The organism is Shewanella sp. MMG014, assembly GCF_018100775.1.
Classification (GTDB): Bacteria; Pseudomonadota; Gammaproteobacteria; order Enterobacterales; family Shewanellaceae; genus Shewanella; species Shewanella japonica.
This window is the reverse complement of sequence record NZ_JAGJDZ010000013.1, coordinates 20,237-36,959: the sequence shown is the minus strand read 5'-3', so window position 1 is coordinate 36,959 and position 16,723 is coordinate 20,237. Positions and strand designations below refer to the sequence as shown.

The window sequence follows — 16,723 nt, the reverse complement described above, 5'->3', positions numbered from 1 at the left end:
AAATCACAAGACAGGAGGATAACAATGAATCCACAAGCCGTAATGACCTCTTCGCAAATTGAACAAATTAATGAGCCTAAAGTGGGTCAACAAAAAGCCTCGATTATCGTAAAAATACTCACGGTTATGGGAATGATGTCACTTATGGGCGGCACATTAACAGGCTTCATGACTTATATGAATCTTGGCTTGAGTGACACCTTTTTTGCAGACTGGTTTTCTGCTTTTACTTTAGCTGCGGTCACTATCATGCCAATCGGTTTTACATTAATGGTGGTACTGACCAAACTCACCGAGAAATACCTGCCTCATGCAAGTGAAAAAGTACGCAATGTATTAATCGGTCTCACGATGGCCTGTCTTATGGAATCGGGCATTGCCTTATCAACTGTCATTAACAGTATCGGAATCAATGATATGTCTATCCTGCTTTCTGCATGGTCGCAAACCGTGCTGGCAGCCTTACCCGTTGCTCTTGTCATGATGATAACCGTCTCATTAACGATAAAGCCTAAAGTCGAAGCCATTCTTAAAAGCTAACCTTGATTTTAGCCAGGTTATTCAAAACATCATCAGTCATTTTTTATCGTGATAAATCCAGTATCACACTACATATAAAGGTATTAATTATGAATACGATTTTACGCAAAGGTCATCAGTACCGTATTACGATTGAAGAAATCAATCTAGCTGATAACCAAACCGGTCAAACGTTAGATTTTGAATTTCAAGATAGAGAAGATGTACTGAATGTCGTTGAAAAACTGCAAAAAGGCAGCGGCCTTGAGCCTCAAGAAGCCACTAAAGTGGCATTGGGATTAAGATTATTGGGCCCGATAATGATGCAAAACCGCAAGCATCCACTATTCGCCGAGTTTATGCCACATTTTAAAAACTTTATGCATCATCTAAAAAGCACTGTTAAACAGGCAGTAAAGCAGCAAGCGATTAATTAATGTGCCATAAGTTTGTAAGAGGATTAATGGTAGATCGCCTAATTATAAATTGTCTAAATGTAAATCACTTAGCTGTAAATAGCGTTGTAACTGGCGATGCTAACATCGATCACTCTTAGCTGATTTAAATTGGTTTTGAATGAATCAATACAAAAAGCCCAGCATTTGCTGGGCTTTTTAAAAGAGGGTTATTTGATAACGTTTATCTTAGCGAATCTTTTTGTTCCGCTTTAGTCACTAAGGACCCATGACTCGCGCCCTGCGAACCAATAGTTAACTGCCCTTGTTGTACTAACCAAAAACCAAGTCCAATAAAGACCCCACCACCAACAATATTACCTAGTGTCACAGGGATAAGGTTATTAAACACAAAGCTTAATAAAGTTAAGTCAGCATATTGTTCTGGGCTGATATTAAGCGCAACATAAAAACTTTCAGGAGCAAAAGCATGAATCGCAACCCCTAATGGCACCATAAACATATTCGCAATGCTATGTTCAAAACCACTACTGACAAACATTGCAACAGGCAGCATCATTAATAATGATTTGGTCAGTAAATCTTTTGTCGCAAAAGTCATCCAAACCGCTAGACATACAAGCATGTTACATAAAATGCCTAAAGTGAAAGCTTGTACCCAAGTATGGTGTATTTTATGTTGGGCAATATTAAGTGCATTTAGCCCCCATTGCCCGCCATTTAACTCGAACATGCGTGACATCATAATCAGAAGCACCATCAATAAGGCGCCAACTAAGTTGCCTGCATAAACTCTCGCCCAGCATTGCAATTGGGTCGATGTTTTCACTTGTTTTTGTGCCCAAGGGATTGAGGTTAATACCGTACTGGTGAACAATTCAGCTCCACACACCACTACTAAAATTAACCCTAAGCTGAAAGCCAGACCGCCAATAAAACGAGTCATTCCCCAATCACTGGTGCTTCCTGTCGTCACCGTGACATAAAATACAAAGGCAATGGCAATAAAAGCACCAGCAAAAATCGATAAAGTAAAAGATTGCCAAGGGCTTTTGGCTATTTTGGCTAAGCCAAATGATTCAGCTTGCTGATAGGTCGAGTTTGATGGCGCTGGGGAGGTATTCACTGTTTTCGGCGGGCAATTAACCTGCTCATGCGATGTTGGGGTTATCTCATCGGCAATTTCAGCGTCTTGCTGTTGATCTTGCCCAGTTAATTTTTGCATAAAAACCTCAAATCGCTTTTTAAAAATAAACAACACTTACCATGCACATTTTAGGCGTATCAATATCAAGCAGCGAGTGTTGTGATAACCATTATTACAACCAAAAATAAACATGCATCACTCTTATCAAGATACACAAAAGTAAATTGGTAAGACCAAGATTGCCAGTATCAAAACTCAATCACTTTTGACAAATTTACAATTAAACATCGCTAATAAACTATCAGCTTATCTAAAAAATGCTATATATCAGTATAGCAAATCATCATCACAACAAGAAAGCATGACAAAGTGTGCATTTGGAGTGTCGCAAGGGTAGTCACTCTTGGCTAAATAGAAAACTGTTTGCTCAAAAAGTGTTACCCAGCTAACATTTTTGTCGATATCTTACTCAATTTTGATTTAATTAAGTGATGTTGCATAGAAGCTATGATAATATTCATTAGGTAAATTGGTCTTACCAATTTATAATTTAACAAATTTTCGCTGACATTGTAAAAATATTATGGTGCTAGCACACAGATTAGATGCCCTTGCAATTATCCATTAATAGGGGTCTCAATTTTTTGAACTGCCAGCTTGGTTGTAACAGTTACCCATTACCATTAAATGGCAGATCAACAGTTAATTGACGAGAAGGTAAAATACCATGACCGATAAAACAGAATTATTTGCAAACGCTTGGCAAGGTTTTGAAGCTGGTGATTGGAAAACTGAAGTTAACGTTCGCGATTTTATTCAGAAAAACTACACTCCTTATGAAGGCGACGAGTCTTTTCTAGCTGGTGCTACTCAAGCAACTACCACACTTTGGGACAAAGTGATGGAAGGGATCAAGCAAGAGAACAGCACACATGCCCCTGTTGATTTCGATACTGAAATGGTATCAACCATTACCTCTCATGACGCTGGTTACATTAACAAAGAGTTAGAAACCATTGTTGGTTTGCAAACTGATGCTCCTTTAAAGCGTGCCATGCTACCTAACGGTGGTATTCGTATGGTTGAAGGTTCTTGCAAAGCTTATGACCGCGTACTAAACGAAGACATCAAGTACACCTATTCAGAACTACGTAAAACACATAACCAAGGTGTTTTCGATATTTACACGCCAGAAATCATGGCATGTCGTAAATCAGGTGTATTGACTGGCTTACCTGATGCATACGGCCGTGGTCGTATCATTGGTGATTACCGTCGTATCGCGCTTTACGGTATCGACTACCTAATGCAAGATAAGTTTGCTCAATTCTCTTCACTTCAAGCTGGTTTTGAAGCGGGTGAGGATTTATCAAACACAATGCAATTACGTGAAGAAATTGCAGAGCAACACCGCGCCTTAGGCCAAATGAAAAAAATGGCTGCAAAATACGGCTGTGATATTTCATTACCTGCGACCAATGCTAAAGAGGCCATCCAATGGACTTACTTTGGTTACCTTGCCGCAGTGAAAAGCCAAAATGGCGCAGCAATGTCTTTAGGCCGTACTTCTTCATTCCTTGATATCTTCATTGAGCGCGATATTGCTAACGGCGTATTAACTGAAGAACAAGCGCAAGAAATGGTTGACCATTTTGTGATGAAATTGCGTATGGTGCGTTTCTTACGTACTCCAGAATATGATGAATTATTCTCAGGCGACCCAATTTGGGCAACTGAATCAGTTGCAGGTATGGGTCTAGACGGCCGCACTTTAGTCACTAAGAACAGCTTCCGTTTCTTACATACCCTATACAACATGGGCCCAAGCCCTGAACCAAACATTACTGTTTTATGGTCGAATGCGTTACCACAAGGGTTTAAAAACTACTGTGCAAAAGTATCTATCGATACTAGCTCTATCCAGTACGAAAATGACGACCTAATGCGTCCAGATTTTGAATCTGACGATTATGCTATTGCATGTTGTGTTAGCCCGATGATTGTGGGTAAACACATGCAGTTCTTTGGTGCTCGCGCTAACTTAGCAAAAACCATGCTTTACGCCATCAATGGCGGCGTGGATGAAAAGTTAAAAATCCAAGTTGCACCTAAAGCAGATGCCATCACTTCAGATGTACTTGACTTTGATGATGTAATGAACCGTTTAGACGGCTTAATGGATTGGTTAGCAACACAATACGTGACAGCGCTTAATTCTATACATTACATGCACGACAAATACTCTTACGAGTCTGCATTAATGGCGCTTCATGACCGTGATGTACGTCGTACTATGGCATGTGGTATTGCAGGTCTTTCTATTGCAGCGGATTCTTTATCTGCAATTAAGTTTGGCACTGTTAAGCCTATTCGTGATGAAGATGGAATTGCTATCGACTTTGATATTTCTGGTGAATATCCGAAGTTTGGTAACAACGACCCACGCGTAGATGACATAGCTTGTGATTTAGTTGAACGTTTCATGGCGAAAATCCGTACTAAGAAAATGTACCGTAACGCTATTCCAACGCAATCAATCTTAACCATTACCTCTAACGTGGTTTATGGTAAGAAAACAGGTACGACACCTGATGGACGTCCTGCTGGCGCGCCATTTGCTCCAGGTGCAAACCCTATGCATGGCCGTGATGAAAACGGTGCGATTGCATCACTTACATCTGTAGCGAAACTGCCTTTTGCTCATGCACAAGACGGTATTTCTTATACTTTCTCTATCGTACCAAATGCGTTAGGTAAAGATGAATTAGGTCGCCGCGCCAACTTAGCATCATTAATGGACGGCTACTTTATGAGTAACGCCAATAGCGAAGGTGGTCAGCATTTAAACGTTAACGTGATGAACCGTGAAATGTTAGAAGATGCCATCGTTAACCCTGAGAAATACCCTCAATTAACCATTCGAGTTTCAGGTTACGCTGTTCGCTTTAACGCTCTAACACCTGAACAACAGCAAGATGTAATTACACGTACTTTCACTAAAGGCTTGTAATAATTCTTAAAATTGGTTGTACTTAACTTTATTAGTGTTTCATTAATAAAAACGAGTACAACCTCTTTTTTTGCTTGTTTGGAGACATCATGACCACAGGTCGTATCCACTCTATAGAATCATTTGGTACCGTTGATGGTCCAGGCATTCGTTATGTCGCCTTTATGCAAGGCTGCCTAATGAAATGCCAATACTGTCACAATCGCGATACGTGGGATTTAGACGGCGGCAAAGAAGTCACTGTTGATGAACTAATGAGCCAAATCATTAGTTACAAACCTTTCCTACAATCTGGTGGAGTAACTGCCACTGGTGGTGAAGCTATCCTTCAAGCTGAATTCGTTAACGAACTTTTCAAAGCATGCAAAGCTAATGATCTGCATACCTGTCTTGATACCAATGGTTTTGTGCGTAAATACACGCCCGTCATTGATGAATTACTCGACAATACCGACTTAGTGTTACTTGATATAAAACAAATGGATGATGCTAAGCACATCGATTTAACCAAGGTGAGTAATCAACGAACATTACAGTTTGCAAAACATTTAGCGAAGCGCAATCAAAAAACCTGGGTGAGATATGTGGTAGTTGATGGTTTTACTGAGGATATTGACTCAGCTAAAGCTTTGGCAGACTTCATACAGCCTATGGAAAACGTTGAAAAGGTAGAATTATTGCCTTATCACCAACTTGGCACGCACAAGTGGGAAGCATTTGGTGAAAGCTATTCGTTAACAGACATTAAGCCACCCAGCAAAGAGACTATGGAAGCCATAAAAGCCGTCTTTACTGAGCGTGGAGTTAAAGCAGATTATTAATCGTTGGCGAGCAAAGACTTACAGTTGCTCCCAATAACTTTTATCTAAACGTTCAAATGCCATTTTGAGTATCAACGCCATATCTAAATAACACGCTTTAGCCCCAAGGGGTTGGCAAGATATGCCCATTGAACTCATTTTGGCGGTTAACTGATTTGTCCAATCAAATAAGGTTATCGGCAAAGGGTGTCGGGCACGCCAGCCCAGCCAGAGTAAACCTTGGATAGGCAAACTGATAAAAAATAGCATTAAGGCAATAGCTTGGGGTAAAAACGCCCAGCCATTAACATACACTTGGCTACAAGCAGCCAAGATAGCAAATAACGGCATCAATAAAATGCCAAGATGGGTTGCTCTGACAACACGATATTCAGGGAAATAAAACCCAAGTTGCCGAACCATAGGCCACGTCTTCATGTAACGTCGACCGTCACCTATGATTTTGAACACGTTTACGTTCAACGGTATGCCCTACAAGTTAGAAATATATATGCACCATAGCACACAGCGATATTGAGCCCCAAATTTACGGTAAATTTATCGGCTGTTTAGTAAATCATTAACTATGATTGATAGTTGAAATAACACATTTCACATCAATTTTAATTTTGCTCGATCAGACTAATAAGGTCTCAACATGTCAGAAAAACTCGTACTGGTACTCAACTGCGGTAGCTCTTCTTTAAAATTTGCTGTTATTGATGCTGTTTCAGGTGATGATCACATATCAGGACTTGCTGAATGCTTCGGTTTAGAAGATTCACGCATAAAGTGGAAAGTTAACGGCGCTAAAAATGAAGCTAAATTGGGCGCATTTACTGCTCACCGTGAAGCAGTTGAATTTATCGTTAATAATATCCTTGCTGATCAGCCAGAGCTTGCAGCTCAAATTCAAGCTATCGGTCATCGTATCGTTCATGGTGGCGAAAAATATTCTCGCTCAGTGATCATTAATGAAGATGTGATCAGTGGTATTGAAGATTGTGCTTCACTAGCGCCACTTCATAACCCAGCACATTTAATTGGTATCCGAGCTGCTATGGCTTCATTCCCTGCTCTGCCACAAGTTGCTGTTTTTGATACCGCATTCCACCAAACCATGCCTGAGCAAGCTTATATCTATGCCCTTCCTTATAAGTTGTATCGTGAACATGGTATCCGCCGCTACGGCATGCATGGCACCAGCCACTTATTTGTAAGCCGTGAAGCGGCAAAAGTGCTAAATAAAGACACCACTGATACGAATGTGATTGTTGCACATTTAGGTAACGGCGCTTCAGTTACGGCCATAAAAGGCGGCAAAAGTGTCGACACTTCAATGGGATTAACACCACTAGAAGGTTTAGTTATGGGCACACGTTGCGGAGATATGGACCCATCAATCATTTACCATTTAGTTAACCAACTTGGTTATACCATTGATGAAGTCAATAACTTATTGAATAAGCAAAGCGGCTTATTAGGTATTTCTGAGTTAACCAACGATTGTCGTGGCATTGAAGACGGTTACAAAGATGGCCATAAAGGCGCAACCTTAGCACTGGAAATTTTCTGCTACCGTTTAGCGAAATACATTGCCTCTTACACTGTGCCATTAGGCCGTTTAGATGCCGTTGTATTTACTGGTGGTATTGGTGAAAACTCAGATATTATCCGAGCAAAAGTGCTTGAAATGCTGGCTATCTTTAATTTCAAAGTAAACGAAGAGAAAAACCTAGCCGCGCGTTTTGGTAAAGATGGCATCATTACCGAAGAGAACAGCACTGTGGCAATGGTTATCCCGACTAACGAAGAGTGGGTCATCGCAGAAGACGCTATCAAACTCATTAGCGCTTAAATCCCCTTGCCCGACATAAAGCCTGTTAATTCAGGCTTTATTCACGCTCAGTTTAGAGGTAAATATGTCTCGTAATATTATGTTAATCCCGATTGGTACCGGTGTAGGTCTAACGTCGCTAAGCCTTGGGATGGTTCGTGCGCTAGAGCGCAAAGGTGTTAAAGTTCAATTCTTCAAGCCAATTGCACAAATCCGTAATGGCGACAATGGTCCTGAACGTTCAACCACCATTTTAAGTCATTCGCCGACTGTTAATCCGCTTGAACCATTCACTATGGAACATGCTGAAAACTTAATTCGTTCAGAACAAATCGATGTGCTTATGGAGCAAATTATTGCTCGAGCCAGCGAATGTGCCGACAATACCGAAACGATCGTGATTGAAGGTCTAGTACCAACTCGTAATCACCCATTTTCTGATGACATTAACTTTGAAATTGCTAAAGCATTAGATGCTGATGTGATTTTCATTGCAACACCAGGAAATGACACACCCAATGGCTTAATGAATCGCCTAGAGATTGCTTATAATTCTTGGGGCGGCGTTAAAAACAAACGTCTTATTGGCTCAATCATCAATAAAATTGGCGCTCCAGTGGACGATGAAGGTCGTGCACGCCCTGATTTATCTGAAGTCTTTGACCATGCAGAAGTATCAACAACGGATACCTCAGCAATGTTCCAGCTACCGGGTAAAAGCCCGCTGCGCATCTTAGGTAGTGTGCCATATAACTTAGACCTTGTTTCACCTCGAGCTTCTGATTTAGCAAAACACCTCAATGCTAAAATCATCAATGCTGGTGAAATGAATACGCGACGCTTACGTAAAGTTACTTTCTGTGCCCGCAGTATTCCTAACATGGTTACTCATATCCGAACCAACTCATTGCTAGTGACATCGGGCGATCGCTCTGATGTGATTGTGTCTGCTTGTTTAGCGGCAATGAATGGGGTCAAGATTGGTGCCCTATTGCTGACGGGTGGATACGAGCCAGAACCTGAAATCATGGCACTGTGTGAACGTGCTTTTGAAACAGGCTTGCCAGTATTTTTGATTAATACAAATACATGGCAAACCTCGTTAAATATTCAACGTTTTGACCATGAAGTCCCTGTTGATGATGCTGTACGAATTGACCGAGTACAAGAGTATGTCGCCAGTCATATCGATCAAAGCTGGATTGAAAGCGTAACGCAAAACTCACCTCGTGAGCATCGTTTATCGCCACCAGCATTCAGATACAAATTAACTGAACTTGCTCGTGCGGCTAAGAAAACCATCGTACTGCCTGAAGGTGAAGAGCCAAGAACCATTAAGGCTGCCGCCATTTGTGCTGAACGTGGTATTGCTCGCTGCGTACTCTTAGGCAACGAAGAAGAAATTCTGCGTATTGCTTCATCACAAGATGTGGTACTAGGCGAAGGTGTTCAAATTATTGATCCTCTACAAGCTCGTGAGCGCTATGTTGAAGGCATGCTAGATTTACGTCGTCACAAAGGACTGACTGAAGTCGTGGCTAAAGAGCAACTTGAAGACAATATGGTATTAGGTACCATGATGCTTGCTCAAGATGAAGTCGATGGTATTGTATCTGGGGCAGTCAATACTACAGCTAACACCATTCGTCCTCCACTGCAGCTAATTAAAACAGCGCCAGGGTCAAGCTTAGTATCTTCTATCTTCTTTATGTTGATGCCAGATCAGGTTTTAGTCTACGGTGATTGTGCGATTAACCCAGATCCAAACCCTGAACAGTTAGCAGATATTGCCATTCAATCAGCTGAATCTGCCGCCGCTTTTGGTATTGAGCCTCGTGTGGCTATGATCAGTTACTCAACAGGTACATCTGGTACAGGTTCCGATGTTGATAAAGTGCGTGAAGCGACCAAAATCGCCAAAGAAAAACGCCCAGATCTGGTGATTGATGGACCACTGCAATACGATGCTGCAGTCATGGAAAATGTAGCACGCTCTAAAGCACCAGATAGCCCTGTTGCCGGTAAAGCGACAGTATTCGTATTCCCAGACTTGAACACGGGTAACACGACATATAAAGCAGTTCAACGTAGTGCAGACCTAATCAGTATTGGCCCAATGCTTCAAGGTATGCGCAAGCCAGTCAACGATTTATCTCGTGGCGCACTCGTTGATGACATTGTCTACACCATTGCTTTAACAGCTATTCAAGCGGCACAGAATGAGCAGTAAACACAGATTGTGTTAATGCTTAAACAAAAAAAGCACTGCTTAGGCAGTGCTTTTTTGTAGATTAACGAATTTAAAGCGAGGGAAATAAAACTATTTTCGCCAGAGAGTTATTGGCAAACTTTGAGTAGATAACTTTGAAACGACAATCCAATCATTACCTTCCCCATGTGCCCCTTCGATATACCAATCCATTCGGATAAATAAATCTTGGTTGCCATCTAGATTAAAGTCAGCTTTTGCCAGTAAATTATACTCGATAATCATGTTATCGTATGACACTTTAATGTTGTATTTTCCAGAATCAATTAACTCAATATTAGTGTCACTTAGCCTTTTATTATCTGATACTAAGTTATCACCCCCAATATATGGAATAACATCAGAAGCAAATGTTGCAAGTAACGAATAGTCCCATTTCGATGGCCAATAGCTTAAAGCTGAATTAGGGGCTTTATAGTAACGATTAACAGCTTCGCAGTTAGTTTTTAAAAGGTCCCAATTTGTAAAAGATCTCTCCGAAATGTTGTGACTGCCAAAAGCTAAGACATCAATACAGTTTGTTAATTTTATCGCATTGTTTTCTATATCTAAGAACTGCTTTTCAAATTCAAAATCATACACTGTCATTCCAATTGTAGAGGTATTTTCAAACACTTCTACGTTAAACCAACGTGGCTCTTGAACGTCACTCACAACAGAAACCTGACAAGCGATCAAACTAAGTAAAACGCTTAATAAGCCTATTAAAAATAGTTTATTTTTCATCCTTAATTCCTTTAAGGCACTTTAGTAATTTTTTGTTGAGCTAATTTAAGTAATTTCATAACGTATTGATTTCTTATTGGAGAAATACCAACACGATTACTTTGCTTTGCAGCTTCAGCCCACTTTTCTTGTTTAATCAAGGAATTAAATTTTACATATTGATTTTTCAACTTAGTTATCCCTAAATTAAACACCATATCAAATAATGCCAGTTGAGCTTCAATTGGCATATTATCAAATGATTTATTAAAGCCATTCGCTACACTGTAATACCTTAACAGCTCTTTATAGAAAGATTGGATATGCTTTTCACGTTGGATATCAATATCGACATCCTTAATAATTAAACTCGAATGCTTTTTAAAAGAGCTAGCACTATAGTTTCTTCCAAAAGGAAGCTTTTTAATCACATCGAATTCTGCTTCCTTATCAGCCAAACTTGCTATTATAAATTGTTTATTGGCAGATACCTTATACATTGAAAAAGAGTTCATAGCGGCTTTATTTGGAATCATATTTCCAATACCTACCGTTACCTTTCCAATGGTATCAAGGTATAAATGAGATATTCGACCTTCATAAGTTTCTAGTTTTTTACTGACTTCCGATTTGACGGCAGTATTTAATGGCATAGTTAATCCTTTAACTAATATCTGACTCATAGATATTAAATCTAAACATAATCCTATATGAGAAACCTGTTGTTAGAGCAGTAAAGAGGTTTTCCCTTATTAATAACACCTACATGATATCTAATTTACTTTGGTTAAACTATTATACAAATTAGTATTCCACATCAATAAATACACATTTTTTAGTAGGTATTCTCCTTTAAGTTTTAATCATTTAGCAGGTTTACTATCTGCTATACCTTTTTTAAGCTGCTCAAATGAAGCCTGTACTTGCTCTAATGGTGAGGCAAAATTCATTCGATAAAAGTTTTCATCCTTTTCACCAAACCAAGTGCCAGGGGTTAGTGCCATTTTAGCTTGTTTAGTCAATAACGCTTTTAATTGCTCAGCGGTTAGATTTAACCCGGTAAAATCAAACCAAATCTGGTTAGTGCCTTCTGGCACAAAGGTGATAACTTGCGGCAGCTCTGTGGCCATAAAATCAACAATCCAATTACGGGTCGTTTGTGTATAAGTAAGAAAAGCATCAAACCAATCTTTGCCATGCTGATAAGCTGCAATCGTCGCATGGGTGGTAAACGCATTGCCATGATCAAGAGACATTGAAGCTGATGTTGCTTTAATTATTTCACGTAACGACGGATTATCACTATAAATATATCCGTTAGAAATACTATTTAAGCCAAAGTTTTTAGCGGGTGAACCAATAATTGTTAAGCTATTTTCATAGGCTAATGAGGCCATACTCGTAAATTGTGAACCTTCAAATACAATATCTGCATGGACTTCATCACTCACAATCAGCACATGATATTTTTTGGCAATAGTCGTTAACTGCTGTAATTCTGACTTGCTCCATACTCGTCCCACTGGGTTATGTGGATTGCATAACAGCACCATCCCCACATTACCGCGACTTAACTTCTGTTCAAAATCATTAAAATCAAAAACATATCGCCCGTTCTCAATCTTAAGCGTGTTATCAACAACTGTGCGTCCAGCAGACTCAATCAACCTACGAAATTGATGATAGACAGGAGTTTGTATTAACACCCCTTCACCTTCTTGAGTAAAGTCTCGAATTAACATAGCAATCGCACTCAGCACGCCTGGTACTTGAACAAAGTGTTCGGGAGTTAATTCAAGGTTATGACGGTCTTTATTCCAAGCGGAAATGGATTCGAACACGGTTGTAGAGTCAAACTCATAAGAATAAGTCTCACGACTAACTAATTGCTGCATTGCTTGAGTGATTGGCGAAGCTATCGGGAAGTCCATATCTGCAATCCAATATGGTTTTACATCAGTAGTACCATAAATTTGATTGAGCATATTGCTGTCGTGCTTAATAAATTTGTCACTAATATCTTGGCGCTCAGGACTTGGGGTAAACACTTGGCTATTGACGATATTCTTACTGTTTTTAAAAGGCTTGATCATTTCTGAATCTCTTTGGAATATTAAGTTGTTTTTACTTCATTGTCTTTAAGACGTAAAAAACTCAATAAGGATGCAAAATAATTCTAAATATTGAGATTAAATAAACTCAATCCACTAAAACCAATGAGTCTAATATCCCTTGACCACTGTGTATCCCACCTTCATTTTCACTAGCTGGTTTACTGCGAATAAGGTATCCCGCATAACCATTTAACGCTGTCACGGGTTGTCCGTTAAAATATGCCGTAAATAAGCCTATTTCACTGACAAGATCGTTCACCCACGTTTGTTCACTATCTCGCACGGCAATGGTAGCGGCTTCTCGTTCATGAGGAAACAAACGCTGCATTAACGCCCAAGCATCGTACTCTTTCGGTGTCAGAGAATTTAATTTAGCACTAATATCTTTACCGAATACACAATGTCCCCCACCTTCTCCTTGATTTTTTAGCACCCACTCTTGTTTATTGGGATGACGATTAAACCAATTAATGGTGTCTGTATTAATCGGTTTCATCTCTGCTAAAACACTTTTTACTAAGTGAGCTTCCTCTAATGTCAGGCCCCAGCGTGAATAAGCTTCAGCAGGCATTATGGTCAACAGCATTTGCACCGTTTTACTGGTAGCTAGCTGTTGACTGAAAGTCGCATTCACTGCGACATGATGCTGCTCAATGAACAATCTTGTTTGACTTAATGCTTCACAACAAATGGCTTCATCTCGTTGTGGCGAGTAATAGTCGGCATATTGGTAACCCGCCCTAAGATAAACAACATCAATCCCGCCAATGCCCTCTAGAATTAAGCGCTGATGATCTCCTGTAGAAAGTTGCGAACTTAACTGCTCAAACGTCCTTCTTACAGTGCGAATACCACGTTGCTGTAATGCCACTTCCAATAAATGTTGATCATAAACGTTATCTTCATTTTCTTGCACAACCATTAAAAAAGTCGGCACTGTTTGAGTTTGTGCACTTCCTCCGCTGAACTTAACTGCAAAATCAGCAGCGACTTTTTGAGCTGCTTGGGCAATACCAGAGGCAAGTTGTGTCAGGCCTTTATTGTCAGCGCTAACTGATTGCTTATGCTCTAAAAAGCCCTCAAACTCTTGTGGCCATTGCAGACGTAAGAAATCATGTAACTCTGTAGCACGTTGCCCAAATGGTGCCATACCTGCAGCAATGCCATTAAACTCTATCACTTTGGCGCCATGCTCACGATCATCCATATAGTCCGTTCGCATAAGCAGTAGAGGTTTACGTGCTGGCGTTAAACGTTGATTTTTACTGCCATGCACTTGATGATGCAAAGACAGTAACCGCTTAAAAAAAGGATCGGCTTTAGCCACATCCGCAAGTTGTGTTTGCAAGAAATCATGATCTTCAGACACCCTATCGATTAACTTAGTCAATAGTGGAGTGACTTTGATTAAGTGCTCAAACACGGGCCGCTGCATTGTCATCGGCGCAATACTAAACGGACAGTGCCTTGCAGTATTATCATCTCGGCGAAAAGCCACCCCATGCATAATCGCCCACTCACTGGCTTCATTTAGCATTTGCTGAGAAATTGTTGGCTTTGATTGCGTTAATGCTCTTGGCTGGAACAGTGACTTCATAGTTTCTCCTAAAAAAGCAATAAAGCTCCTACACGAGTATTAGCCACGTGATGTTAAAAAGGAGCATGTTGGAATACGGGAGTAACGTTTCCGAACGCTAGATGAGGCAGTTAGGGCTCTCTAAGTCAGTTAAGACGAAGTCCTAATAAATGAGTCAACAGGATTCAAGGTTTTATCAGTAACCCCATTATGGTGATTTACATTTTTTTCTGTGGTTTGCGTCTTTGGGGGTGTAGCCCGTAATCCCGCCTTGGCCGACTTCGAAGTCACAACATGCCATCATTTGTTGCCTAAATTTAACTCGGCCTCTTTGGATTCGACTCTTCGCTCCAGATAAAGATAAACCAAGTTGTTCTGCAATCCTTTGTTGAGAAACCCCCTCAAGCTCAGCGAGGCGCAATGGCTTAGCATATTTTTCTGGCAACTCGTCAATTAAAGGCCCTAAACATTGAGCGAGCTCCTCTCTTGCTTCTTTACCTGTATCGAGCTCTTCAGCCATTAAATCATCTGGCAAAGATTCAAATTGTTGCCGCTCTCGATAAAAGTCCATAATCGTATTATGTGCAATACGATATAACCAGCTTTTGAGGCTGCCTCTGGATTTTAACTGATGTAAATTACCACTGGCTTTGATATAAACCTCTTGCAAAATATCATCAACCGCACTGTCGTCATCAATGCGTTGACTTACATAACCGCGTAGCTGTGTTTTATGGTTTTGCCATTCAGATATCATATAAAGTTAATCTCAACTCGATAAAAAACGTTACTCAATACCCTAGACGCAATAAAGAATAAAAAGACGCAAATATCATTCATTTTTTTGGTAAGTGTTAAATCTCGCTTATATGTTTATCTTAGCGATAATCAATGGCCGAGAAATCGGTTTTCTGACGGTTCGGCGATCTATTTTGTTAATTTCATCAAGCCAAAAACAGTGCTATTTGAAATTGATTAATTTTGCTTAATCTAACGTTTCTTGCGCGAAATATTTTTAAATAGCAAGCAATAAATTGCATAAAGAAACATAATTTAGGGGATAAAATGAATAGTTTAGCACAGGAAAAATTGAGGTGTTATTTTTTAACCAGCGTTAAAAAATGTTGAATTTCATAACCTTGCAATTAAGGCTAATAGTATTCAACATAGTTGTCCACAGATTCTGTGGATAACATTAAGTTATACACCGAGTTGTTACCGCAGGTGTATATTGAAGTTACTTAAGGTATGACATGTGTTGATTGATGAGTCAAGAATTTATTCAATTTTAATGCTTTGATCATAGGTAACTTGTATCGTCGCATTGAAATAGCGATACTAATACTACATAACAATAATTCCTGATTAATATGCATAAAATTTTTGTTCTTATTAGCCTATTTTTCTTCGCTGCGTGTACCCCCTCAGAAGAAAGACAACAAGGTCGCCTTGAAAAAGCATTGTCACCTGAAGAAGTTTCTTTAGGTTTTTTCCGTGCTATATATGTTGATAAAGATGTCAATAAAGCGAAAGTGTTTGTCAATCAAGAACTCAAAGACATCATGTCTCATTACCATATTGCATCGGCAGTCCAGCGTCATGTACTTGGGCTTTCAATGACAGATGTGAACATGTCAATTGATGATATTGATATCGACTTTTTCCGTAAATTTACTGATGAAGTTGATGTTAAAGTGAAAATGGAAGGTTTACGTGGTGGTAGCCCATGGGTCGATGACCGCACAATCAAGTTAGTCAAAAATGGTAAGAGTTGGATTATTGTGGAAGTGCTAACAGAAAAAGGCCGAATTGAAGGATAATTTCATATCTTCAGATTCACAAGCATAAAAAAAACAGCCTAGGCTGTTTTTTTTATGCTTGTGAAAGAGCTAATAATATTAGTTCAATCAGCTTATTCTTCTTCAGTAGGTAGTGACTCTAGAACGTCATCTTTTACTTGATAATAAGCGTTTTCGTATTCATGAACTTCCATAGTAACTCCTATCAATCTTAGGCCGTTTTATAGGGGGTAAGGCATGTCTATTATATAGGGGGTGACATTTACCTTTACAGAGAAGCTGTAGCCATCTTTACTTCTTGAAACGGATTATAGCAATCTAACACCACCAATCCCACAAAAATTACGAAAAACTTTCAGAAATGTATGTTCGTTTTGTAAAATACTTATTTAAAGTGGCTTTTTTGATAGGTAAAACTGAAAGTGTTACATATTAGATCACACTTTCAGAGTTTTTCGCTAATTTAAAGTAACAATCGACACAATATGCTTTAACACTTGCTGCTTTTCAACCAATACCAGATAAACACGA

The 16,723-nt window shown here is 39.6% G+C and carries 14 protein-coding genes; 7 read left to right on the top strand and 7 right to left on the bottom strand.

Annotated elements, in window-relative coordinates:
* Positions 1 to 24 precede the first annotated feature (24 nt).
* Together J8L86_RS18105 and J8L86_RS18100 are read left to right on the top strand one after the other, a co-directional pair.
* A complete protein-coding gene (locus J8L86_RS18105; protein WP_211031225.1) occupies positions 25 to 540 on the top strand; it encodes a DUF2798 domain-containing protein in 516 nt (171 codons plus the stop codon).
* 89 nt (positions 541 to 629) lie between these two features.
* Positions 630 to 956: a DUF3861 domain-containing protein gene (locus J8L86_RS18100; protein ID WP_055024711.1), complete on the top strand. Its 327-nt coding sequence runs from the start codon at positions 630 to 632 to the stop codon at positions 954 to 956.
* A 202-nt stretch (positions 957 to 1,158) separates the two neighbouring features.
* Here the strand turns inward: J8L86_RS18100 and focA are convergent, their stop codons facing one another.
* Positions 1,159 to 2,160, bottom strand: coding sequence for a formate transporter FocA (gene focA, locus J8L86_RS18095; protein WP_065110605.1), 1,002 nt, complete (start codon positions 2,158 to 2,160; stop codon positions 1,159 to 1,161).
* A 649-nt stretch (positions 2,161 to 2,809) separates the two neighbouring features.
* Here focA and pflB point away from each other — a divergent pair.
* Both pflB and pflA read left to right on the top strand, forming a co-directional pair.
* Complete coding sequence (gene pflB / locus J8L86_RS18090; protein WP_055024713.1) at positions 2,810 to 5,092, top strand: formate C-acetyltransferase; 2,283 nt, start codon at positions 2,810 to 2,812, stop codon at positions 5,090 to 5,092.
* A gap of 86 nt (positions 5,093 to 5,178) precedes the next feature.
* Positions 5,179 to 5,913: a pyruvate formate lyase 1-activating protein gene (gene pflA, locus J8L86_RS18085; RefSeq protein ID WP_211031250.1), complete on the top strand. Its 735-nt coding sequence runs from the start codon at positions 5,179 to 5,181 to the stop codon at positions 5,911 to 5,913.
* Positions 5,914 to 5,931: 18 nt separating this feature from the next.
* On the opposite strand, the gene yfbV is transcribed toward pflA, so the two are convergent.
* A complete protein-coding gene (gene yfbV / locus J8L86_RS18080; protein WP_055024715.1) occupies positions 5,932 to 6,375 on the bottom strand; it encodes a terminus macrodomain insulation protein YfbV in 444 nt (147 codons plus the stop codon).
* A 175-nt stretch (positions 6,376 to 6,550) separates the two neighbouring features.
* Between yfbV and ackA the strand changes: the two genes are divergently transcribed.
* Both ackA and pta read left to right on the top strand, forming a co-directional pair.
* Complete coding sequence (gene ackA / locus J8L86_RS18075) at positions 6,551 to 7,750, top strand: acetate kinase (protein WP_065110606.1); 1,200 nt, start codon at positions 6,551 to 6,553, stop codon at positions 7,748 to 7,750.
* Between the two features lie 64 nt (positions 7,751 to 7,814).
* The gene (pta, locus tag J8L86_RS18070) at positions 7,815 to 9,959 is read left to right on the top strand and encodes a phosphate acetyltransferase (protein ID WP_055024717.1); all 2,145 of its coding nucleotides are present in this window, start codon (positions 7,815 to 7,817) and stop codon (positions 9,957 to 9,959) included.
* A 90-nt stretch (positions 9,960 to 10,049) separates the two neighbouring features.
* Here the strand turns inward: pta and J8L86_RS18065 are convergent, their stop codons facing one another.
* The 5 genes from J8L86_RS18065 to sigZ all read right to left on the bottom strand — a co-directional run bounded on the left by J8L86_RS18065 (position 10,050) and on the right by sigZ (position 15,150).
* Entirely contained in the window at positions 10,050 to 10,724 is a 675-nt protein-coding gene (locus J8L86_RS18065; protein WP_211031224.1) for a hypothetical protein, read from the bottom strand.
* Between the two features lie 11 nt (positions 10,725 to 10,735).
* The gene (locus J8L86_RS18060; RefSeq protein ID WP_211031223.1) at positions 10,736 to 11,356 is read right to left on the bottom strand and encodes a hypothetical protein; all 621 of its coding nucleotides are present in this window, start codon (positions 11,354 to 11,356) and stop codon (positions 10,736 to 10,738) included.
* A gap of 210 nt (positions 11,357 to 11,566) precedes the next feature.
* Positions 11,567 to 12,796, bottom strand: a complete 1,230-nt coding sequence (locus J8L86_RS18055) for a PatB family C-S lyase (protein WP_231919236.1) — start codon at positions 12,794 to 12,796, stop codon at positions 11,567 to 11,569.
* Positions 12,797 to 12,902: 106 nt separating this feature from the next.
* Positions 12,903 to 14,414, bottom strand: coding sequence for a glutathione synthase (locus tag J8L86_RS18050; protein ID WP_211031222.1), 1,512 nt, complete (start codon positions 14,412 to 14,414; stop codon positions 12,903 to 12,905).
* Between the two features lie 187 nt (positions 14,415 to 14,601).
* Positions 14,602 to 15,150, bottom strand: coding sequence for an RNA polymerase sigma factor SigZ (sigZ, locus tag J8L86_RS18045; RefSeq protein ID WP_065110608.1), 549 nt, complete (start codon positions 15,148 to 15,150; stop codon positions 14,602 to 14,604).
* A 613-nt stretch (positions 15,151 to 15,763) separates the two neighbouring features.
* Here sigZ and J8L86_RS18040 point away from each other — a divergent pair.
* On the top strand, positions 15,764 to 16,213 hold the full coding sequence (locus J8L86_RS18040) for a hypothetical protein (protein WP_055024720.1): 450 nt from the start codon (positions 15,764 to 15,766) through the stop codon (positions 16,211 to 16,213).
* Positions 16,214 to 16,723: the final 510 nt, after the last annotated feature.

Coding starts and splice junctions, on each gene's coding strand:
- ackA (WP_065110606.1), top strand. CDS start 6,551: ATGTCAGAAAAACTCGTACTGGTACTCAACTGCGGTAGCTCTTCTTTA.
- J8L86_RS18055 (WP_231919236.1), bottom strand. CDS start 12,796: ATGATCAAGCCTTTTAAAAACAGTAAGAATATCGTCAATAGCCAAGTG.
- J8L86_RS18040 (WP_055024720.1), top strand. CDS start 15,764: ATGCATAAAATTTTTGTTCTTATTAGCCTATTTTTCTTCGCTGCGTGT.
- sigZ (WP_065110608.1), bottom strand. CDS start 15,150: ATGATATCTGAATGGCAAAACCATAAAACACAGCTACGCGGTTATGTA.
- pta (WP_055024717.1), top strand. CDS start 7,815: ATGTCTCGTAATATTATGTTAATCCCGATTGGTACCGGTGTAGGTCTA.
- pflB (WP_055024713.1), top strand. CDS start 2,810: ATGACCGATAAAACAGAATTATTTGCAAACGCTTGGCAAGGTTTTGAA.
- J8L86_RS18060 (WP_211031223.1), bottom strand. CDS start 11,356: ATGCCATTAAATACTGCCGTCAAATCGGAAGTCAGTAAAAAACTAGAA.
- J8L86_RS18050 (WP_211031222.1), bottom strand. CDS start 14,414: ATGAAGTCACTGTTCCAGCCAAGAGCATTAACGCAATCAAAGCCAACA.
- J8L86_RS18100 (WP_055024711.1), top strand. CDS start 630: ATGAATACGATTTTACGCAAAGGTCATCAGTACCGTATTACGATTGAA.
- focA (WP_065110605.1), bottom strand. CDS start 2,160: ATGCAAAAATTAACTGGGCAAGATCAACAGCAAGACGCTGAAATTGCC.
- J8L86_RS18105 (WP_211031225.1), top strand. CDS start 25: ATGAATCCACAAGCCGTAATGACCTCTTCGCAAATTGAACAAATTAAT.
- J8L86_RS18065 (WP_211031224.1), bottom strand. CDS start 10,724: ATGAAAAATAAACTATTTTTAATAGGCTTATTAAGCGTTTTACTTAGT.